This is a genomic window from Rhodococcus sp. GA1 (genome assembly GCF_024321955.1).
In the GTDB taxonomy this organism is placed as follows: Bacteria; Actinomycetota; Actinomycetes; order Mycobacteriales; family Mycobacteriaceae; genus Rhodococcus; species Rhodococcus pyridinivorans.
On sequence record NZ_CP097186.1, the window covers coordinates 3,033,649 to 3,053,897 of the forward strand.

The 20,249-nt window shown below is 66.3% G+C and carries 20 protein-coding genes; 10 read left to right on the top strand and 10 right to left on the bottom strand.

From position 1 onward, the window contains the following. Positions 1 to 28: 28 nt before the first annotated feature. Both M3330_RS14395 and M3330_RS14400 read left to right on the top strand, forming a co-directional pair. Positions 29 to 1,546, top strand: a complete 1,518-nt coding sequence (locus tag M3330_RS14395) for an acyl-CoA synthetase (RefSeq protein ID WP_064851683.1) — start codon at positions 29 to 31, stop codon at positions 1,544 to 1,546. Positions 1,547 to 1,586: 40 nt separating this feature from the next. Next, the gene (locus tag M3330_RS14400) at positions 1,587 to 2,738 is read left to right on the top strand and encodes an acyl-CoA dehydrogenase family protein (RefSeq protein ID WP_255025138.1); all 1,152 of its coding nucleotides are present in this window, start codon (positions 1,587 to 1,589) and stop codon (positions 2,736 to 2,738) included. A 30-nt stretch (positions 2,739 to 2,768) separates the two neighbouring features. Here the strand turns inward: M3330_RS14400 and M3330_RS14405 are convergent, their stop codons facing one another. From M3330_RS14405 to M3330_RS14425, 5 genes are all read right to left on the bottom strand, one after another. After that, complete coding sequence (locus M3330_RS14405) at positions 2,769 to 3,608, bottom strand: alpha/beta fold hydrolase (protein ID WP_033098434.1); 840 nt, start codon at positions 3,606 to 3,608, stop codon at positions 2,769 to 2,771. Between the two features lie 75 nt (positions 3,609 to 3,683). Further along, positions 3,684 to 4,283, bottom strand: a complete 600-nt coding sequence (locus M3330_RS14410; protein ID WP_024102171.1) for a bifunctional 2-polyprenyl-6-hydroxyphenol methylase/3-demethylubiquinol 3-O-methyltransferase UbiG — start codon at positions 4,281 to 4,283, stop codon at positions 3,684 to 3,686. A 475-nt stretch (positions 4,284 to 4,758) separates the two neighbouring features. Further along, positions 4,759 to 5,298 (bottom strand): acyl-CoA thioesterase, encoded by a 540-nt coding sequence (locus tag M3330_RS14415; protein ID WP_019290767.1) that lies wholly within the window; start codon positions 5,296 to 5,298, stop codon positions 4,759 to 4,761. A 33-nt stretch (positions 5,299 to 5,331) separates the two neighbouring features. Next, positions 5,332 to 5,811 carry a MarR family winged helix-turn-helix transcriptional regulator gene (locus tag M3330_RS14420; RefSeq protein WP_019290768.1) on the bottom strand — a complete coding sequence of 160 codons (480 nt, stop codon included), beginning with the start codon at positions 5,809 to 5,811 and terminating at the stop codon, positions 5,332 to 5,334. A gap of 43 nt (positions 5,812 to 5,854) precedes the next feature. After that, a complete protein-coding gene (locus M3330_RS14425) occupies positions 5,855 to 6,787 on the bottom strand; it encodes a DNA-3-methyladenine glycosylase (RefSeq protein ID WP_228045189.1) in 933 nt (310 codons plus the stop codon). A gap of 155 nt (positions 6,788 to 6,942) precedes the next feature. Here M3330_RS14425 and M3330_RS14430 point away from each other — a divergent pair, with 155 nt between their 5' ends. Beyond that, positions 6,943 to 7,461, top strand: coding sequence for a ribonuclease H (locus M3330_RS14430; protein ID WP_033098456.1), 519 nt, complete (start codon positions 6,943 to 6,945; stop codon positions 7,459 to 7,461). Positions 7,462 to 7,473: 12 nt separating this feature from the next. On the opposite strand, the gene M3330_RS14435 is transcribed toward M3330_RS14430, so the two are convergent. Genes M3330_RS14435 through M3330_RS14445 form a run of 3 tightly spaced genes read right to left on the bottom strand, consistent with a single transcriptional unit; the run spans position 7,474 to position 9,831 of the window. After that, positions 7,474 to 8,232 (bottom strand): ABC transporter ATP-binding protein, encoded by a 759-nt coding sequence (locus M3330_RS14435; protein ID WP_019290770.1) that lies wholly within the window; start codon positions 8,230 to 8,232, stop codon positions 7,474 to 7,476. Continuing rightward, positions 8,229 to 9,239 carry an iron chelate uptake ABC transporter family permease subunit gene (locus M3330_RS14440; RefSeq protein WP_255025158.1) on the bottom strand — a complete coding sequence of 337 codons (1,011 nt, stop codon included), beginning with the start codon at positions 9,237 to 9,239 and terminating at the stop codon, positions 8,229 to 8,231. Before M3330_RS14440 ends, M3330_RS14435 begins: the two co-directional genes overlap by 4 nt. Next, positions 9,226 to 9,831 (bottom strand): iron chelate uptake ABC transporter family permease subunit, encoded by a 606-nt coding sequence (locus M3330_RS14445; RefSeq protein ID WP_308257102.1) that lies wholly within the window; start codon positions 9,829 to 9,831, stop codon positions 9,226 to 9,228. Before M3330_RS14445 ends, M3330_RS14440 begins: the two co-directional genes overlap by 14 nt. Between M3330_RS14445 and M3330_RS14450 the strand changes: the two genes are divergently transcribed. Beyond that, positions 9,821 to 10,039 (top strand): hypothetical protein, encoded by a 219-nt coding sequence (locus tag M3330_RS14450; RefSeq protein ID WP_006551008.1) that lies wholly within the window; start codon positions 9,821 to 9,823, stop codon positions 10,037 to 10,039. The genes M3330_RS14445 and M3330_RS14450 overlap by 11 nt on opposite strands. 127 nt (positions 10,040 to 10,166) lie before the next feature. Next, on the top strand, positions 10,167 to 11,045 hold the full coding sequence (locus tag M3330_RS14455; RefSeq protein ID WP_006551007.1) for an amidohydrolase family protein: 879 nt from the start codon (positions 10,167 to 10,169) through the stop codon (positions 11,043 to 11,045). A 16-nt stretch (positions 11,046 to 11,061) separates the two neighbouring features. Here the strand turns inward: M3330_RS14455 and M3330_RS14460 are convergent, their stop codons facing one another. Beyond that, a complete protein-coding gene (locus M3330_RS14460; RefSeq protein ID WP_200360261.1) occupies positions 11,062 to 12,699 on the bottom strand; it encodes a class I adenylate-forming enzyme family protein in 1,638 nt (545 codons plus the stop codon). Positions 12,700 to 13,003: 304 nt separating this feature from the next. Here M3330_RS14460 and M3330_RS14465 point away from each other — a divergent pair, with 304 nt between their 5' ends. The 5 genes from M3330_RS14465 (at position 13,004) to M3330_RS14485 (ending at position 18,533) form a co-directional block, all read left to right on the top strand. Further along, positions 13,004 to 14,398: an ABC transporter substrate-binding protein gene (locus M3330_RS14465; protein ID WP_255028915.1), complete on the top strand. Its 1,395-nt coding sequence runs from the start codon at positions 13,004 to 13,006 to the stop codon at positions 14,396 to 14,398. Positions 14,399 to 14,463: 65 nt separating this feature from the next. Then, entirely contained in the window at positions 14,464 to 16,734 is a 2,271-nt protein-coding gene (locus M3330_RS14470) for an ABC transporter permease (protein WP_247848046.1), read from the top strand. Further along, a complete protein-coding gene (locus M3330_RS14475) occupies positions 16,727 to 17,470 on the top strand; it encodes an ABC transporter ATP-binding protein (RefSeq protein ID WP_006551003.1) in 744 nt (247 codons plus the stop codon). Before M3330_RS14470 ends, M3330_RS14475 begins: the two co-directional genes overlap by 8 nt. After that, complete coding sequence (locus M3330_RS14480) at positions 17,467 to 18,171, top strand: ABC transporter ATP-binding protein (RefSeq protein ID WP_006551002.1); 705 nt, start codon at positions 17,467 to 17,469, stop codon at positions 18,169 to 18,171. Before M3330_RS14475 ends, M3330_RS14480 begins: the two co-directional genes overlap by 4 nt. Then, entirely contained in the window at positions 18,168 to 18,533 is a 366-nt protein-coding gene (locus M3330_RS14485) for a hypothetical protein (protein WP_019290778.1), read from the top strand. Before M3330_RS14480 ends, M3330_RS14485 begins: the two co-directional genes overlap by 4 nt. 71 nt (positions 18,534 to 18,604) lie before the next feature. On the opposite strand, the gene M3330_RS14490 is transcribed toward M3330_RS14485, so the two are convergent. Then, entirely contained in the window at positions 18,605 to 19,918 is a 1,314-nt protein-coding gene (locus M3330_RS14490; RefSeq protein WP_006551000.1) for a bifunctional o-acetylhomoserine/o-acetylserine sulfhydrylase, read from the bottom strand. Positions 19,919 to 20,249: the final 331 nt, after the last annotated feature.

Below are 20,249 nucleotides of genomic sequence, written 5' to 3' on the forward strand. Positions count from 1 at the left end.
TGGTTGGACGTCCTATAAAGTTCACTGCATGACCCCCGACCCGCGTCAGAGCACCGTCGACGGCATCCTCCACCGCACCGCCGCGCGCTATCCCGCCCGCGTCGCACTCCGCTTCGGCGACCGGCAGTTCACCTACCGGGAACTCGACGACGCCGTCACCCGTGCCGCTGCGCACCTGCTCTCGTTGGGCCTGTCCAAGGGCGACCGCGTGGCCGCCTACGGCACCAACTCCGACGGCTACGCGATCGGATATCTCGCCGCTGCCCGCGCCGGCCTGGTGCACGTGCCGATCAACTACGCACTGCGCGGCGAGGAACTGTCGTACCTGCTCGGTCAGTCGGGCGCGAAAGCCGTGCTCGTCGACCCCGTGTTGCGCGACAATCTCGACGCCGTCCTGGCCGACGTGCCGGCCGAGACCGTCGTCCCGCTCCGCGACGCCGACGACTCCCTGGTGACGGTCGCGCAGACCGGCGACGTGCCGACGCTCGACGTCGCCGTGGCCGACACCGACCTCGTCCAGCTCCTCTACACCTCGGGCACGACGTCGAAGCCCAAGGGCGCCATGATGACCCACCAGGCGCTCACCTTCGAATACATGTCGTCGATCGAGGCGCTCGACCTGTCGGCCGGCGACGACCCGCTCGTGTGCATGCCGCTCTACCACTCCGCGGCGATGCACGTCTTCCTCATCCCGTACTTCGCGGTCGGTGCGACCGTGCGGCTGCTGCCCGCACCCGACGTCGCCGAGATCCTGCGGCTGGTGGAGGAGGAGCGCATCGGATCGCTGTTCCTCGCCCCGACGGTGTGGGTGCCGCTGACCAACCATCCCGACCTCGACGAGCGCGACCTGTCGTCGCTGCGCAAGGCGCAGTACGGAGCGTCGATCATGCCCGTCACCGTCCTCGAGCGACTCCGCGGCCGCTACCCGGAGCTCGGCTTCTACAACTGTTTCGGCCAATCCGAGATCGGTCCGCTCGCCACCGTCCTCCGCCCCGAGGAACACGACGCGCGCCCCGCCTCGTGCGGCCGGGCCGTGCTGTTCGTCGAAACCCGCGTCGTCGACGCCGACGGCAACGACGTCCCCGACGGTGAACCCGGTGAGATCCTGTACCGCTCACCGCAACTGTGCCTGGGCTATTGGGAGAATCCCGCCGCGACGGAGGAGGCCTTTCGCGACGGCTGGTTCCACTCCGGCGACCTCGTCACCCGCGACGCCGAAGGCTTCATCACCGTCGTCGATCGCATCAAGGACGTCATCAACACCGGTGGCATCCTCGTCGCCTCACGTGAGGTCGAGGACGCGATCTACACGCATTCGGCCGTCGCGGAGGTCGCGGTGATCGGTACTCCGGACGAGAAATGGATCGAAGCGGTGACCGCGGTGGTCGTCCTCAAGGACGGTCACGAGCTCGACGAGCCCACCTTGATCGACCACGTCAAGCAGCGCCTCGCACCGTTCAAGGTGCCCAAGGCCGTTCGCTTCGCCGACGTCCTGCCGCGTAACCAGAGCGGCAAGCTCCTCAAGCGCGAACTGCGCGGATCCTGACCACTCCGACCGAACACTGCGAAAAGGAAATCCGAACCCGATGCCGAAGAAGCACGTCGCCTCCTGGTACGACGACGAGGTCTCTGCCGTCTACGATCTCGCGCGCGAGTTCTTCGATCGCGAGGTCATGGGCAAGGCCGAGAAGTGGGATTCGCAGCGTCGTATCGATCGTGAGGTGTGGCTCGAGGCCGGCAAACTCGGTCTGCTGTGCTGCTCGATCCCCGAGGAATACGGGGGTGGCGGCGGTACCTTCGCGCACGACCTCGCGGTGTTCGACGCGCAGGGCTACTCCGGCGATCTCGCGTTCGGCAACTCCGTGCACAGCGGCATCGTCGCGCACTACATCCTCGAATACGGCAACGAGGAGCAGAAGAAGACGTGGCTGCCGGGCATGGCCACCGGCGAGATCCTCGGTGCCATCGGCATGACCGAACCCGGCGCGGGTTCGGACCTCAAAGCGATCAAGACCACCGCGGTGCGCGACGGCGACCACTACGTCGTCAACGGCTCGAAGACCTTCATCACCAACGGTTCTTCGGCCGACGTCATCGTCCTCGCCGTCAAAACCGACCCGAAGGCAGGCGCCAAGGGTGTGTCGCTGCTCATCGTGGATCTCCGTGACGCCCCGGGCTTCTCGGTGGGCCGTGTGCTCGACAAGGTCGGCCAGCACGCCGCCGACACCTCCGAGCTGTCGTTCGTCGACGTGCGCGTGCCCGTGACGAACCTGCTCGGCGAATCCGAAGGTCTCGGCTTCGGTCAGCTCATGGCACAGCTCGTGCAGGAACGTCTGATCATCGGCGCGCAGGCCGCCGGTGCGATGGACCGGGCCGTCGAGGAGACCGTCCGCTACACCAAGGCGCGACAGGCATTCGGGCACAGCCTGTTCGAGGTCCAGAACACGGCCTTCGAACTCGCCGAGTGTCAAACCATCGCCCGCACCTGCCGCATCTTCCTCGACCACTGCATCGAGCAGCACCTGAAGGGCCAACTCGATCCGTCCGATGCCGCGATGGTCAAGTACTGGCTGACCGACAAGCAGTGCGAGGTCATCGACCGGTGCGTGCAGTTGCACGGCGGCTACGGCTACATGCGCGAATACCTCATCGCGCGGATGTACGAGGACGCGCGCGTCCAGCGGATCTACGCCGGCGCGAACGAGGTCATGAAGCAGATCATCGCGCGGGCGCTGTAACCGCCGAGTCGTATCCGGATGCGGGACGTCTCAGCGGGCTGTGGCGGTCAAGAACTCTTCGATCGCCGCCGTGAGCTTCTCGGGCTGGTCTTCGGCCAGCAGGGTGTAGCTGTCGTCGATTTCGACCAGCCGCGCGTCGGGGAAGGCCTCGGCGAGGCGTCGCCCGTGATCGCGCGGCATCATGCGGTCCTCGGTGGCCCACACGACCAGCACCGGCCCGGAGAATTGCGCCGCTTTCGCAGCGATCTCGAGCAGCTGTTGCTTGGGCGGGGCCGAGAGTGCGTACTTGGCCAGATCACGCCGGATGTTCCGGTCGACGGTGGCCGGGCGGAACCAGGCGTCCATGACGGGTCCGGGTACCGGACGTTTGCTCATCCATCCCCAGGTGCCGGGGCCACGCCGGCCGAACTTCGTGCCGAGCACCGCCATGAGCAGGCGTACCCCACCCGGAAGCTTGACCAGCGGCAGGAGTCGTTTCACCGGGCCGGGAGGGTAGTTGTCGAATGCCTCGCACGCGGCGAGCACGAGTCGCGAGACCCGTTCGGGATTCGACACGGCGAAGAAGGCCTGGGCGCCGCCCCAATCGTTCTGGATCAGCGTGACGTCACGCAGGTCGAGAGCGTCGAGGAACTCCCCGATGAGATGGCCCATGCCGACGAGGGTGAGGTCTGCCTCCGGGCGCATCGGTATGCGGTGCGAGCCGAGAGGCCAGGTCGGCGCGATGCAGCGGTAGGTGCCGCGGAGTTGTTCCACGACGTTTCGCCACGCGGTTCCGTCCATCAGTAGACCGTGGATGAACACGAGAACCGGTCCGTCGCCACCGGTGTCCTCGTACTCGATCGTTCCTGCCGAAAGCTCGATGTCGAACACGCGATCCCCCTTCGCGTCGAGTCGTCGAGATACTTCCACAGTTCGACGCCGATCACCGGGATTTCACTGATTCCCTCAGAGGGGCTTGGTCCAGTCCAGCGTGTAGCGGTAGTAGAAGCGTCGATGGATACGGCTTCCGGGCAGCACCATCGCGGCCGCGCGACGGATATCGGCGAGTGACTCGCGGGGTTGTTCGGTCGTCATGCCGGGGTAGCCGGATTCGCGGTGGATGGTGCTCGCTACGCGAACGGGAAGAACAAGGGCCCCGGCGACGAGCCGATCGATCACGGTCTTGTTGGCAGACAGCCCCACGATGCGCAGGCTCCCTCCCGGGGCCAGAAGTTCTCGCATGCGTTCGAGCGCGATGATCAGCGGCATGTGATGGAGGGTGGCGACGCACGTGATCAGGTCGAAGCGCCGATCATCGAGTTCCGACGAGGTGAGGACATCTCCCTCGACGACGTGCGCGTCGGGGGTGTCGGCAAGGCGTGCGCGCGCTCGGGCGACAGCCGAGTGATCCGAATCGATGCCGGTGACCGATGCAGCTGCCGTGGCGAGTTTCCGAAGGAGAAGTCCGTCGCCGCAGCCGATATCGAGGACGCTGCTGTCACGGTGCGGAACCGCTGCGAGCAACTCCGAGTGGAAGGCCGTGTTGTGATTCCAATACTCGGTCACGATGCTCCTTTCTCGTCGTCGGGAACGTGTCAGGGTGCATGAGGTCGGGTCCGCGGAATCGCCGACGGTATCGAGCGTGAACTCGACGCATCGGGCTGGGGCACCTGCCACATCGTCGGGAACTCCCTCCGTGGACAGGTCGGGTTCGAACTCGAACGCCATGGCCGTGCACGTTCGCCGGCTGCTGCCAGTCCGAGTCGCGGTCGGAAACGTTTCTCATGGAGGGAGTTCCGTATCGGCTTGTCGTTCATTGCGCAGTTTCCGTTGGCGGCAGCGGCGCGGGTGCTCGGTGAGCGGGCCTGGGCACGGCTCCAACGACCGATCCTCCGGAACGCGAGCCGGCGACTCGACGCCGTACCACCCGAGGATGCTGCGAATGTCGTCCGCGCAGTGTCCCACTGCCCGATCTACCTCACGAGGCTGCTCGCCGGCCTTCGCGACGGGCCGTTGACGGACCTTCACCGGGTGAAGGCACCTACCACGGCCGGCTCGTGGTGAGATACTTCGCCATCTCCTGACTCTGCGCGCGGTGCATGCGGCGGTGCTCCGCCCGCTCGTCACCGGACTCGTTCAGCTTGCGTTCCTCGTCGGATTCGGGCAGCACCGGTGGGACCTGCATGGTTCGACCGCCGTCGTCGACGGCGACGAAGGTGAGGAAGGCGGTGGCGGCGATGCGCCGCTCCCCGCTGCGCAGATCTTCGGCGGTGACCTTGACGAAGACCTCCATCGAGCTACGTCCGGTCCACGTCACGAACGACTCGAGGCACACCGAATCGGACGGACGGACGGGTTCGAGGAAGGCCACGGAATCGGTCGACGCCGTCACAACCGAGGCACGACTGTGACGGGTCGCCGAGATCGACGCGGTCATGTCGATGTCGCTCATCAGCTTCCCGCCGAACAACGTGTTGTGGTCGTTGACGTCGTTGGGAAACACCCTGCTGGTCTTGACGACTCGCGATTCTCGGCAAGGTTTGGCCTGCACGCCGATGGTCCTTTCGTAGATCGTGCTCACGGCGGGATCTCCGCCGGATGCACCTCTACAAGCCTACGACTGCTGCGCGGAAATCGGCGCAGGCCTGGTGTGATACTCGACAATTCTGGTCAGCATGGCGGTGAGCTGTGCGCGTTCGGCCGCGTCGAGGGGAGCGAACGCCTCGTCCTGCGCTGCGGTGAGCATCCGGTCGAGATCGAACAGTCGCCGGCGCCCGCGCTGGGGGAGGGTGATGATGTTGCGTCGCCGATCGGTCGGGTCGGGTGCTCGTTCGACGAAACGCCGGTCGACGAGTGCGTCGACGGCGGCGGCGACGTCGCTGCGATCGAGTCCGCAGCGACGGGCGAGGTCGATCTGACTGGACGGACCGTGTACCTCGAGGGCGGCCAGGATCCGGTAGTGGTGACCTCGGGCATCGGCGGAATCGAGGCGGTCGAACACGACGCGATGCACGTGGCGCGCCGCCAGGGTCATCAGATAGCTCGGGAGGTGTCCGAGCCGATCGGGGCCGGCCGCGTCGTGGGTGGCGGACATGTGACCGAGTCTACGATTACGGGCCCTGTGGATCGAGACCCCGTCACCGCCGACGGTGGTCGGTGATGGGGGTGCGAGGGCCGCGTTTCGGAACCTGCGCGTACCCACCGGACTCCACGATCAGTCGAACCGCCCGATAGCGTTGCGGGCGCAGGGGTTCGAGGTATTCGATCATGCCGGGATCGTCGAGGGGCTTACCGAGCAGCGCCCATCCGACGACCTTCGCGAGGTGGTAGTCGCCGACGGAGAGCGCATCGGTGTCGCCGAACGCGCGCTGGGCGACCTCCGCGGCCGTCCACACGCCCACCCCCGGCACGACCCGCAACTTCCGTCGGGCGTCGGCGGCCGGTTCATGCACGAGGCGCTCGAGGGAGTCGGCGACCTGCGCGCACCGCACCACAGTGCGTGCGCGGCCGGGGTCGACGTTCGCCCGATGGAACTCCCAGGACGGCACGGTCCGCCAGGTCGCCGCGGAGGGCGGCACGCGCATGCCCTCCGGGGCCGGACCGGGCGCCGGATCGCCGAACCACGTGACGAGACGACGCCAGGACGCGAACGCCGCCACCCCGTGCACCCGCTGTTCCAGGATGGCCGGCACCAGGGATTCGAGCACCCGGCCCGTGCGGGTGATGCGCAGGGCAGGCATGCGTCGGTGCGCCTCGACGAGCAGGGGATGCTCGGGTACGAAGCCGGATGGGTCGTCGTCGGCGCCGAGCAGCGCCGGAAGCCGATCGACCAACTCGGATGCGCCCGGACCCCACGCCAGACACCGCGCGCCGTGCGGACCGTCCTGGGTGAGTCGGTACGTCACGGCACCGGTGTTCATCCGGGAGGTACGCCAGACGGCGCCGGCGACGACGCGATGACACGGATCCCACGGCCCGCGCTGCAGCGGGCGCAGGGTGCGCACCACGTCGACCGGCCACGGCACGCGCACGCGGGTGTCGAGGGGTGCTTCGTCCGCCACGCTCGCGATGCGACGGCCTCGCTCGTCGGACACGGTCACCGTCCTACCGTACTCTGTGCGCTGGAGCGGACTTTCGCGACTCTGTGCGCTGGAGCCGACTTTCGCGACTCTGTGCGCTCGAGCCGACTTTCGTGGTGTCGGAGGGTGCGGCTATGGTCGGGCGCATGATCATCGTGAGCACCGACGGATCCTGCCTTCGCAATCCCGGTGGCGCCATCGGGTGGGCGTGGGTCAATCACGAGGGGCCCAGCGCGTCGGGCGGTGAGCGTTCGGGCACGAATCAGATCGCCGAGCTCCGGGCGGTGCTCGAGGCACTGCGCGCGCATCCCGGCGCCGAGCCGATGATCATCGAATCCGATTCGCAGTACGCGATCAAGTGCGCCTCCGAATGGCTGCCCGGATGGAAGCGCAAGGGTTGGAAGACGGCCACCGGCGCGCCGGTGAAGAACCTCGAACTCGTGCGCGCCATCGACCGCGAGCTCACCGACCGCACCGGTCCGGTGCGGTTCCGCTGGGTGCGCGGCCACGTCGGCAACCACTTCAACGAGATGGCCGACACGCTCGCCGGCCAGGCCGCCCGCGAGATCGCGGCGCAGCCCGGACCGATCGAGGTGCCGAGCACGCCCGTGGTCGCGCACAAGCCGCCGAAGTGCGCCGACGACGCCGAATTGACCTTGTTCTGAGCGAAGTTCCGCTCAGCGCGCGTAGACCGCGGTGGGTTGCCCGTTGATCGCGTGGACGGTCACGGGGGTATCGAACACGTCGGTGAGGATCTCGTCCCGCATGATCTCGTCGGACGTGCCGCTGGTGACGATCAGGCCGTCGCGCAACGCGATGATGTGATCGGAGTACGCGGCGGCGATGTTCACGTCGTGGATGACGAGCACGATCGTCTTGCCCAGTTCGTCCGCTGCCCGCCGCAGCTGACGCATCATCAGCACGGCGTGCTTCATGTCGAGGTTGTTGAGCGGCTCGTCGAGCAGCACGTACTTGGTGTCCTGTGCCAGCACCATCGCCACGAAGGTGCGCTGCCGCTGACCGCCGGAGAGCTGGTCGAGGAAGCGGTCTGCGAGGTCGGTGAGGTTGAGGAATTCCATCGCCTCGTCGACGTGCCGCACGTCTTCCGCGGTGAGTCTGCCCTGGCAGTGCGGGAATCGACCGAAGCCGACCAGTTCGCGGACCGTCAGGCGCGCGGTGATGTGGTTCTCCTGCCGCAGGATCGACAGATGCTTGGCCAGCTCCCGGGTCTTCGTGGAATGCACGTCGAGTCCGCCCACGGTGACGGTGCCGCTGATGGGTTGCAGCAGTCGGCCGATGATCGTCATGAGCGTCGACTTGCCGGCACCGTTCGGTCCGATCAGGGAGGTGATGCCGCCCTCGCGGATCGTGCCGGAGACGGGTCCGAGGACCCGCTTGTCCTGGTACGACATCGAGACGTCGTGGAACTCGATCACAGCGTTCCCTTTCTCAGGAGCATGAACAGGAACAGGATGCCGCCGACGAACTCGATGATCACCGTCAGGAACCCGCCCGCGTAGAAGATGTGCTGCATGAAGAACTGGCCGAAGGCGAGGGTGATCACGCCGAGCAGGAACGCCATGGGCATGACGTACTGGTGCTTGTACGAACCGGCGATCTGGTAGGCGAGGGTGGCGACGAGGAAGCCGAAGAAGGTCATGGGCCCGGCCAATGCGGTCGCGAACGCCACGAGCAGCGCGATGAGGACGAGCATCAGCGTCAACTCGCGCTTGTAGGCGACACCGATGTTGGTTGCGGTGTCGCGGCCGAGCAGCAGCGCATCGAGACGGTGGCGACGGCGCCACAGGATCACCCCCACGACGATGCAGATGCCGAATGCGAGGGGCAGATAGTCGCCGGGTACGGACGACAGGCGACCCATCAGCTCGACCGAGAGCATGTCGTACTCGGTGGGGGAGAGCACCCGCTGGATGAACGTCGAGAGACTGTCGAACGCCATTCCGAGTACGACGCCGACGAGCAGCATCAGGAACAGGCTGCCGAAACGGCCGGAGAACAACCAGCGATAGAGCAGCGTCGCCAGTGCCACCATGAGCCCGGTCTGGAGGAGGAGCTTCGGGATGCCTTCGGAGGTCGCGATCGCGGTGGCTCCGAAGAAGAAGACCGTCAGCGTCTGCATCAGCGTGTACAGGGAATCGAACCCGATGATGGACGGCGTGAGGATGCGGTTGTCGGTGACCGTGTGGAACACGACGGTCCCCATGCCGTGCGCGAACGCCGCGACCACCATGGCTCCCAGGGCGGTGAGCCGGCGAGGGAAGGTGAAGTCGAACGAGCCGCGGATGAACAGGAACAGATAGCAGGCGACCGCTACGGCGGCGATCGCGGCGACGATGGCCAGGCGCACTCCCGGCGACAGGCGACGGCGCTCACCCTTGCCGGACGGGACGGCCCGGGCGCGTACGGAATCAAGCACTGACATGACGACGCTGCCTCAGAACGAGAGTGATGAAGACGACGGCGCCGACGACGCCGAGGACGACGGACGCGGGAATCTCCATGGGGGCGACGATCGTGCGGCCGACGAGATCGCACGCGAGAAGTAGTCCGGCGCCGATGACGGCGACCCAGGGCAGGTTCTTGTGCATGTCGTCGCCGAGCATCATCGACACGAGATTCGGGACGATCAGGCCGAGGAACGGGATGAAGCCCACCACCACGGTAGTGACGCCGGTGGCGATCGCGACGAGCATGACGCCGAGGAAGACGACCTGCTCGTACTTCAGCCCCACGTTGGTGGCGAGGTCTCTACCGAGACCGGCGATGGTGAACCGGTCGGCGAGGAGATAGGCGAGGACGGCGACGGCGAGCACCGCCCACAGCGGTTCGTAGAAGCCGCGAACCACGCTGCTGAAGCCACCCGAACGCCACGCCGACATCGACTGCAGCAGGTCGAAGTTGCCGGCGAGGAAAGTGGTGATCGAGCCGACCACGGCACCGAGCATGATGCCGACGAGCGGCACGATGATCGACGACTTCAGCGCGATCCGGCGCAGGACGACGATGAACACCATCGTTCCCGCGAACGGTCTCGATGGTGACGGTCGCGCCGTTCTCGGCGTCGGCGCTGTCGATACCGCTGTCACCGCAGGCGGTCAGGACGAGCGCCCCGGCGCGGGCCGGTGCGAGGAGCAGGCGCTTGAGATTCAGTTTCACGGGGTGACGTCCGAGGAAGGGTCGGACGGCGTGCTGACATGCGCCAAGACGCTCGCGGATCGGTAATTCAAGTTTCACATAGTATTGGTAAGGCAAACCTTTGTCCTGCTGGGGGTATGTGACAACGATCTCCCGGAGCGAATATCAACTACTCACGTCACCCCTGCTGAGGGTCGCCGGATAGGGTCGCGGCATGAACGAAGTCGAGTCGGTCGCACGCTTTCGGAGCACCCACGGTCTCGATCACCTGATCGACGTCCACACGCACTTCATGCCCCGCCAGGTCATGGACAAGGTCTGGGCGTACTTCGACTCCGCAGGCCCGCTCGTCGGACGGCCCTGGCCGATCACCTACCGGCACGACGAGGAGGAACGCGTCGCGCGTCTCCGTGACTTCGGGGTACGCCGGTTCACCGCCATGCTGTACCCGCACAAGCCGGAGATGGCGGCGTGGCTCAACTCGTGGGCGGCCGACTTCGCGGCCCGGACCCCCGACTGTCTCCACACCGCCACCTTCTACCCGGAGGCCGAGGCGAAGGAGTACGTCGCGTCGGCGATCGAGGCGGGCGCGCGCGTGTTCAAATCCCACATCCAGGTCGGCGATTACTCGCCGCTCGATCCGCTCCTCGACGACGTGTGGGGCCTGCTCGAGGACTCGGGCGTGCCCATCGTCGTGCACTGCGGGTCGGGCCCGGCGCCCGGCACGTACACCGGTCCGGCTCCGATGCAGGAACTCATGCGCCGGTACCCGCAGCTGACGGTGATCGTCGCGCACATGGGTCTGCCCGAGTACCGCGAGTTCCTCGACCTCGCGGAACAGTACGAGCGGGTGTATCTCGACACGACGATGGCGTTCACCGATTTCGTCGAGGAGGACACACCCTTCCCGAGGGATCAGCTGCCGCGTCTCGACGCGCTGCGTCGGAAGATCCTGCTCGGCACGGATTTTCCGAACATTCCGTACGACTATCTGCACCAGCTCGAGGTGCTCGAGCGCGTCGCGCCCGACAGCGAGTGGATCCGCGCGGTGTGCCGCGACAACGCCACGTCGCTGTTCGGGCTCGGCGAGTGATCGACGGGTTCGCCGGTCAGACGGTGATCGAGCGTCGGACGATCTTGCCGGTCGCGTTGCGGGGGAGCAGATCCTGCGTGATCCGCCAGACAGTAGGGACCTTGTAGTAGGCCAGTCGCTCGGCGCAGAAGGCTCGCAACTCGTCCTCGGTGATCGTGCTGCCGGGTCGCAGCACGACGACGGCGGCGATCTCCTGTCCCAGATCCTCGTGGTCCACGCCGATCACGGCGCTCTCGACGACGCCGGGGTGCTCGTCGAGGCACTGTTCGATCTCCGTGGGATAGACGTTCTCGCCGCCGCGCAGGATGAGATCGGACCGTCGGCCCGTGAGCCGCAGACGTCCGTTCTCGATCGTGCCGTAGTCGCCGGTACGCAACCATCCCTCCGGGGTGATGGCCGCGTCCGTTGCGGCCGGATCCTCCCAGTAGCCGAGCATTACGTAGGGACTGCGGACGCAGATCTCACCCTCGGTGCCGTCGGGCACCCGTTCGCCGAACGGATCGCGGATCTCCATGCTCACCGTGATGATGGGGGAGCCGAGGGTTCCGGGGAAGGCCTCGATTTCCGGGGCCGTCGCCATGGCGATCGCGGTGCTGCACTCGGTCAGCCCATAGCTGTCCACCAGAGCCTGTCGCGCGAAGGGGAACTTCGCCTGCAGGCGTTGCTTGAACTCGGGGGAGGACGGAGCAGAAGCCAGCGCGAACGCAGTGAGCGAGCCGAGGTCGTACTTGTCGGTGTTCTCGTGCTCGAGCATGCGCGAAGCCATCGTCGGCACCGCACCCCAGTTGGTCACCCTCTCGCGCTCGATGAGCGTGAAGACCTTGTCGACGTCGAACCCGCCTTCCGTCATGACAGCGGCGCTTCCCGTTGCGAGTCGCGGCACCGCAAGGTTGTGCAGGCTCGCGATGTGGAACAACGGTGAGGTCAGGAGATACCGGTTGTCGTTGGGCACCGAGTCGTCATAGGGGCGCTGCTGCATCGCGGCAACCAGCGCGTCGGAGTATCGGTGATAGTCGACGACGGCGAGCACGTTGCGGTGGGAGTGCAGTGCCCCCTTGGGACGCCCACTGGTACCGCTCGTGAACAGGATGACCGCGGGATCGTCCTCCTCCACGTCCGCCGACGGCAGTTCGGCGCCGGACGCCGCGGCCACGATCCGGGGCACGTCCTGCTCGGTGGTGAGCAGATCGAACCCGGAGACCCCCGCTCTCGCCAGCAACGCGGCGCGCTTGGCGTCGGCGACGATCACTTTGGGCCGCACCAGGTTCACGCCGTACGCGATCTCGGGCGGCGTCCACCAGGAGTTCAGGCCCACTGCAATTGCACCCAGGCACTGAGCGGCCCAGAAGGTGATGATCCATTCGGGAGAGTTGGCCGCGAGAAGCGCGACGCGGTCGCCCTTCTTCACGCCGTGCTCGTCGCGCAGGACGGTCGCCAGGGCGGCGACGGCGTCGGCGTGCGCGCTGAACGAGAGGCGGCGATCGGCCGTCACGAGGTAGTCGCGGTCGCCCCATTGCCGGGACGCGGCGACGAGGTCGCCGATGCGGCGGTCGCGGTTGCGCATGACCTGCATCCGGTTGCCGCGCACGTCCTCTTCGACGATTTCGAATCGGCCACCGGGGCCGGTGAGCTGGGAAACGACCATCTGCAACATCTGCTGCAGATCTGCTTGTGCTGTCAAGGATTCGCCTTTCTCGGTCCCGCACGGTTTCGTCGCGCAGCAGGGCGTACACAGGGGGATCGGAGAACTGTTTCGGGTGACGTAGTGCATCGAACACTAGGCGCTGTGTTCACTGTCACAGATTTGTCCCGGTCAGTGAGAGTGGCCCAGGTCTCACTCTGTGGGGTGGCTACCTTCGCGACACCCGGCCTACCGTCCGGCGCCCCGGAATTGCGCTTCAGCCCAGACCGAGACCAAGGAGTCCATCGTCGTGAAACTCAGCGCTGCCTCGAAATCGATGGCGGGTCTGTTCGCCGTCGTAGTAGCGACGTCCGCTTGTGCGTCGGACCGCGGCGCCGACCCGTCGGCGGGCGCCCTCGCTCCGGCGGCAGACGTCGCAGCGGCGGCCCCCACGGCCGAGGAATCGTTCGGAACCCTCGTGTCTCCGTGCGGGCCGGGGGATGCGGCAGGAAGCACCGACCAGGGAGTGTCGGATACCGAGATCCGCATCGGATACGGCGACGACCGGGGCTACTCGAAAAGTCCCGGACTCAACAAGGAGATCGGTGACGCCGTCTCCGCGATGATCGACTGGTGCAATGCCCAGGGTGGCATCAACGGTCGCACGATCGTCGGTACCCACTACGACGCTGCGATGACGCAGGCCAACGCCGTGATGCAGAACGCGTGTGCGAGCGAGTTCATGATGGTCGGTCACGGCTTCGCCATGGACCAGACGTCCGAGCAGACTCGGGTCGCGTGCAATCTCGCCGCTGTCCCCGCCTTCACCGTGTCCCCCGACGCGGCCAACGGCCCGATGACCTACCAGGGCGTCCCGTTCCCGGTCGACTACGCGAACGGCTCGCAGTGGTTCCAGATCGCCGAGATGTACCCGGACCTGGTCGGCGAGTTCGACGTCATCGACAGCACGATGCCCACGATCATCTCGGCGAGCACCAAGATCCGGTCCATCGCCGAGGCCGCCGGCTTCACGCTGAAGAACTGCGGTGTCACGCTCAACTACGAGGGCGAGTCGAGTTACGCGCCCTTCGCCGAGAAGTTCAAGCAGTGCGGCGTCAAGGGCCTGTGGACGTCCCGTTCTCCGGTGCCGGCCGAGTTCAACTTCGTGAAGGCACTCGACCAGGCCGGCATCGACCCGATCCTGCTCGGTGAGGCCACCTGGTACGGCAACGCCGCCCAGGCGTGGAACGGGGAGAGCGGTCTTCTCGACAACCTCCACGCCGGCATGACCTTCCAGATGATCGAGAACGCTGATGCCGTACCGGCCGTGAAGAAGTACGTCGAGCTGGTCACCGAGCAGGACGGCAAGACCGCGCTGCTCGGCATGCAGGCCACCTCTTCGTTCCTGTTGTGGGCTACCGCTGCGGACGCCTGCGGATCGGACCTGTCCCGTCAGTGCGTCATCGACGAACTGTCCCGAATCGACGAGTGGGACGGCGGCGGGCTGCACGCCGTCACCGATCCCGGGAACAACATGCCGGCAACCTGCGGGCTCGTCGTGAGGCTCACCGGCGCCGAATACACCCAGGCGTTCCCCACGGAGGCCGGCACCTTCAAGTGCGACGACCGCTACCGCGTCGCAACCGATCCGAGCATGTGGGGCACCGAACTCGGACCCGACCGCGTCGCGACGAAATACCTGAACCCGAACATCATCAGACCGACCGTCTGATCCGAGCGCCCGGTGCCGGCGAGGCCTGACACGCACTCGCCGGCACCCCGACCAGAGGTACTCGTATGGACACCTTTCTGACCTTCACGATCGTGGGGTTGGTGCTCGGATCGGTTTACGCGATCGCTGCATCGGGCCTCGTTCTCACCTACAACACGTCCGGCATCTTCAACTTCGCGCACGGCGCACAGGCGATGCTCGGTGCGTTCGCCTACTGGCAACTGCGCTACGGCTGGGGGCTGCCCACACCCGTCGCGTTGCTTCTCGTCCTCGGCGTCCTCGGCCCGATGACGGGCCTGTTGCTCTACGTCGTGATCATGCGCGGCATGCGTGACACCGCCGAGGTCACCAAAATCGTCGTCACCGTGTCGATCCTGCTCGGCATGGTCTCGGTGTCGCACTGGTTCTGGCATCCGGAGACCGCACGCACCATGACGATGTTCTTCGGCGACCAGGCAAGGATCGACCTCTTCGGCGTCACCGTTCGCTACCACGAATTGATCTGTCTCGCCGCCGCGGTGCTCATCGCCGTGGGACTGCGGATCATGTTCGTGCGCACCCGCGTCGGAGTGGCGATGCGAGGGGTGGTCGATGATCCCGATCTGCTGCGCCTGAACGGGCACGACCCCGACCGGCTCGCCGCGCTGTCCTGGATGATGGGTTCGACCCTCGCGGTGCTGGCAGGTGTCCTCGTGACACCGATCAACGGTGGCACCCTCGAAGCGAACATGCTGACCCTGCTCGTCATCGACGCGTTCGCGGCGGCGATGTTCGGCCGGCTGCGCAGCATTCCGCGCACCTTCGCCGGTGCGCTGTTCCTCGGCCTGGCAGCCACATACGTGCTCGCCTACTTCCCGACCGCGTGGACGTGGACGTCGAATCTGCGGGTGTCCCTGCCGATGATCGCGCTGTTCGTGGTTCTCGTCGTACTGCCGCAGGATCGGTTGCGCGGTGCCGTCACCCGTACCCGGGAGCGCTACCACGTGCCGTCGGTGCGCAAGGCGATCGCCTGGGCGGTCGCGCTCGTCGTCATCGTCTATGCCATCCGTCTGCTCATGGTGACGTCGGCGGTCACGACCCTCACGATCGGCATGGCCTTCGCGATCATCGCGTTGTCGCTGACCCTGCTGACCGGATACGCGGGCGAGATGAACCTCGCGCCGGTATCTTTCGGTGCCATCGCGACGATCGTGGCGTTCCACTTCGGTATCTCCGGGAGCGGACTGGCTGCCCACCTGAACCTGTGGGGCGTGGCGCTCGGCGTCGCCGTCACGGCCGTGATCGGCGGGCTCATTGCGCTTCCGGCCCTGCGGTTGCGCGGCCTCTATCTCGCCCTGGCCACGATGGCGTTCGGTGTGTTCCTGTCGAACATGGTGCTGCGCGACACCACCCAGCACGAGCTGTTCGGCATCAGGTTCTCGCTGTTCACCGACGGCAACATCGCGATCCCGCCGTTGAAGGTCGGCCCACTCGACCTGCGGAACGAGACGGCCTTCCTCATGACGGTGACGGTGATCTTCGCCGTTCTCGGCGTGGGCCTCATCGCCCTGCGCAACAGCGGCTACGGCCGCCGGCTCGCAGCGATGAAGGACAGCCCCGCCGCGGCGGCGATGCTCGGCCAGAGCCTGGTGCGTCTGAAGCTCGGAGTCTTCACCCTGTCGGCGGGCATCGCCGGACTGGGCGGGCTGTTCATGTCGAGTGCGATGGGCTCGGTGTCGAACGAAAGCTTCTCGATCATGGTGAGCTTGTCGCTGCTGATGCTCACCGTCGTGGCCGGTATCGGTTACGTCTCCGGTGCGCTGTTCGGTGGTCTGATGTCGGGTATCGGCTTCGCCGTCATCATGGTTTCGTTCTCCGATCTCGCTGCGGGACAGCCGGAACTGGCCGGAATGTGGACCTTCCTCGGTCACGTCGCCGCAGTGAGCCCCGCGCTCATCGGTATCGGCGTCGCGGCCAACCCGAGCGGCAGCGTCCACCAGATGGTGGAGGGCTACCGTCACCTGAAGAACGCGGAGCCCGTGCTGGTCGGGGGTGCCGCGGTGGTGCTCGTGTCCTACCTGCTCGCGCTCGTCGGCGTGCTCGACAACTGGTGGTTCGCGTCGATCACCATCGCGACGGTGTTCATGCTTCCGGTCGTGGGACAGTGGCTGATGCCCGAAGCTGTGCTCGGCGCAGAGGAAGCGCAACGTCGCGCGCCGCTGGTTCCCGAACGGATCGGAATCGACGAGCCCTACAACGAGCAGGCACGGGACGAGATCGACCGTGAACTCGGCATCGACGAACTTCTGGCCGCACGTGCCACCGGGTCGGAGAAGGAACTGATTCCTCATGGCTGAGACACCCATTCTGGAAACACGCGGAATCACAGTCCGATTCGGCGGACACGTCGCGGTCAAGGACGTGAGCCTCGGAATCGAACCGGGAACGGTGACGGGCCTGATCGGACCCAACGGGGCCGGGAAGACGACCCTGTTCAACACGATCACCGGCCTGCAACGGCCGACGGTAGGCAAGGTCTTCCTCGATGGTCGTGACATCACGTCGCTACCGCCCTACAAGCGGGCCCGCATGGGTATGGCCCGCACGTTCCAGCGTCTCGAGTTGTTCGTGTCGCTGTCCGTGCGCGACAACCTCCGAGTGGCCGGGGACATCCACAATGCCAACGGACGCAACAAGATCGATCTGGACGAGGAAGTCGACCGGCTCCTCGAGCTGACCGGCCTGGCCGATATCGCGAGCACCGACGTCTCGGACGTACCCACCGGCCGCGCCCGCGTCGTGGAGGTCGCCCGCGCGTTGATGACCTCGCCGCGGGTGCTGCTGCTCGACGAACCCGCCTCCGGGCAGACGGAACAGGAAACGGAGGCGTTCGCCGCCCTGCTCCGCGATCTGGCCGATTCGGGTCTCGCGATCTGCCTCGTCGAGCACGACATTCCGCTCGTGATGAAGATCTGCTCCCGGATTCACGTGCTCGACTACGGCGCGGTGCTGGCCAGTGGCGTCCCGGACGAGATCAAGAACGATCCGGCAGTGATCAACGCCTACATCGGCACCGAGGAGGAAGCGGTATGAGCGTCGAACCGTTGCTCGAACTGTCGGGTGTCCGGGCCGGATACGGTGCGATCGAGGTGCTGCACAGCGTGGATCTCATACTCGAACCGGGCGCGGTGGTCGCCCTGCTCGGGCCCAACGGCGGAGGTAAGACGACGACCCTGCGCGTGTGCTCGGGTATCCATCCGGTCTCGTCGGGTGAGTTCCGGCTGGCCGGCCGTGTCGTCAACGGTGTGTCCGCAGCGGAATTCGCACGTCTGGGGGTGTGCTCGATTCCCGAGGGACGCGGCATCTTCCCCAACCTCACCGTCCGCGAGAACCTGTGGATCGGAACCGGCACCGGTGTTCCTCTCGCAGACCTCGAAGAGGTGGCGTACACGCGATTCCCGGTTCTCGGTGAGCGCCGATCACAGCTGGCCGGTTCGATGTCCGGCGGCGAACAGCAGATGCTTGCGCTGTCGCGGGCGCTCGGTACCCATCCCACGGTGCTGTTGCTCGACGAACTGTCGATGGGTCTGGCACCGCGCATCGTCTCCCGGATCTACGACATCGTCGGCGAACTCGCCGCCGAGGGGGTGTCGATTCTCGTAGCCGAACAGTTCGCGCGAGCGGTGCTCCCGATCGCCACCAGTGCCGCGCTGATGTTGCAGGGCCGGGTGGTGCGCACGGGCGATCCGGCGGAGATCGAAGAAGAACTTTCCACCACCTATCTAGGAGGATGACCATGACCGCACTCGCCGACGAGCGACGTGAACAGTTCAAGAAGGACGTTGCAGCGCTGGGTCTCGACGCTCCCCGCCCGGATTCGGGAGGAAAGGCCCGCATCGTCGGCCTGGCCCTGATGGTGATCGGCGCCATCGCGATCTTCGTCGTCTACATTGCGTCGCTGACCCTCTCCGATACCCGTGACCTGCTGTCCTACCAGTTGCTCGCTCTCGGCTTCGTGGCTGTCACTCTGATCGGTGTGGCGGTCCATCTCGCCGCCGCGGTCACTCGTGTCCTGCGTCTGTGGCTGGTCAGGCAGTTGCTCGAGAGCAGCACGCAGGCCGAGCGGATCGCGCAGGCGCTCGCACGCAACGACTGAGCGCACATACGCCGAACGCGGCGACGGCCCACCCCGAGGGATGGGCCGTCGCCGTTGTCGATGTGCCGGAATCAGCTGCCGGCAGCCTCGAGACCGGTGGTGATGTCGGCAAGGATGTCGTCGATGTTCTCGATGCCCACGGCGAGTCGCACGAGACCCGGGGTGACACCCGCGGCGATCTGCTCCTCGCCGGTGAGCTGCGAGTGGGTGGTCGACGCGGGGTGGATGACCAGCGAACGGACGTCGCCGATGTTCGCGACGTGGCTGTGCAGGGTCAGCGCGTTGACGAAGCGCTTGCCGGCGTCGATGCCGCCGGAGAGCTCGAACACCACGATCGCACCGGCGCCGCGCGGGGTGAGCTGCTGGGCGCGGTCGTACCACGGCGAGGACTTCAGGCCGGCGTAGGCGACGGAGGTGACCTCCGGGCGTCCCTCGAGGAACTCGGCGACCTTCTGTGCGTTCTCCACGTGCCGCTCGATGCGCAGACTCAGCGTCTCGATGCCCTGCGAGATGAGGAAGGCGTTGAACGGGGAGACCGCCGCGCCCATGTCGCGCAGCAGTTGCACGCGCGCCTTGAGTGCGTAGGCCGGAGCGCCGAGGTCGGCGAAGACGACACCGTGGTAGCTCGGGTCGGGGGTCGTGAAACCGACGTGGCGGCCCTGCGTCCAGTCGAACGTGCCGCCGTCGACGATGACACCGGCGATGGCCGTGCCGTGGCCGCCGAGGTACTTGGTGGCCGAGTGCACGACGATGTCGGCACCGTGCTCGAGCGGGCGGAGCAGGTAGGGGGTCGCGACCGTGTTGTCGACGATCAGCGGTAGCCCGTTCTCGTGGGCGACACCCGAGATGCCGGGCAGGTCGAGGATGTGGTTCTTCGGGTTGGCGATCGTCTCGCCGAAGAACGCGCGGGTGTTGTCGCGGACGGCCTCGCGCCACTGGTCGAGGTTGTCGGGATCCTGGACGAAGGTGACCTCGATGCCGAGCTTGGGCAGCGTGTAGTGGAACAGGTTGTACGTGCCGCCGTAGAGATACGGGCTCGACACGATGTGATCGCCGGCCTGCGCCAGGTTGAGGATCGCGAAGGTCTCGGCGGCCTGTCCGGACGCGAGGAGGAGGGCGGCGACGCCACCTTCGAGGGCAGCGATGCGCTGCTCGACCGCGTCCTGCGTCGGGTTCATGATGCGGGTGTAGATGTTGCCCGGTTCGGCGAGACCGAACAGCGCCGCGGCGTGATCGGTGTTGTCGAAGGTGTAGCTGGTGGTCTGGTAGATGGGCAGGGCCCGGGCCTTCGTGTCGCCGCCGGCGGGCTGTCCCACGTGGATCTGCTTGGTCTCGAAGCTCCAGTTCGCGCTGGGATCGGTTGCTTCAGGGGTGGTGTCGCTCATGGCTCTGCTCCGGATTCGGGATGTGTTCTGATCGTCGACATGCTGACCTTCGGGCCCGCTACACGACATCACCGTACGGCGGTGTGGAGGGGGCAGGAACGGGTGCGGCGGTCAGCGGGCCAGGCACCCGCGGATACACGAGAGTTGGGCACGACGGTGCGGCGACCGGCTCGCGCGCTCGTACGTCTTGCTCACGGTCCCGACAATATCCTGTCCGCACGATTCCGACCAGACTCATAGGAATTCGCTCTCGCCAGGAAACTGACTCCGGAGTACCTACAGTCTGTGTGTACCCCTTCCGGTGTGACCTCTGTTACTGCTAACGTTCTGG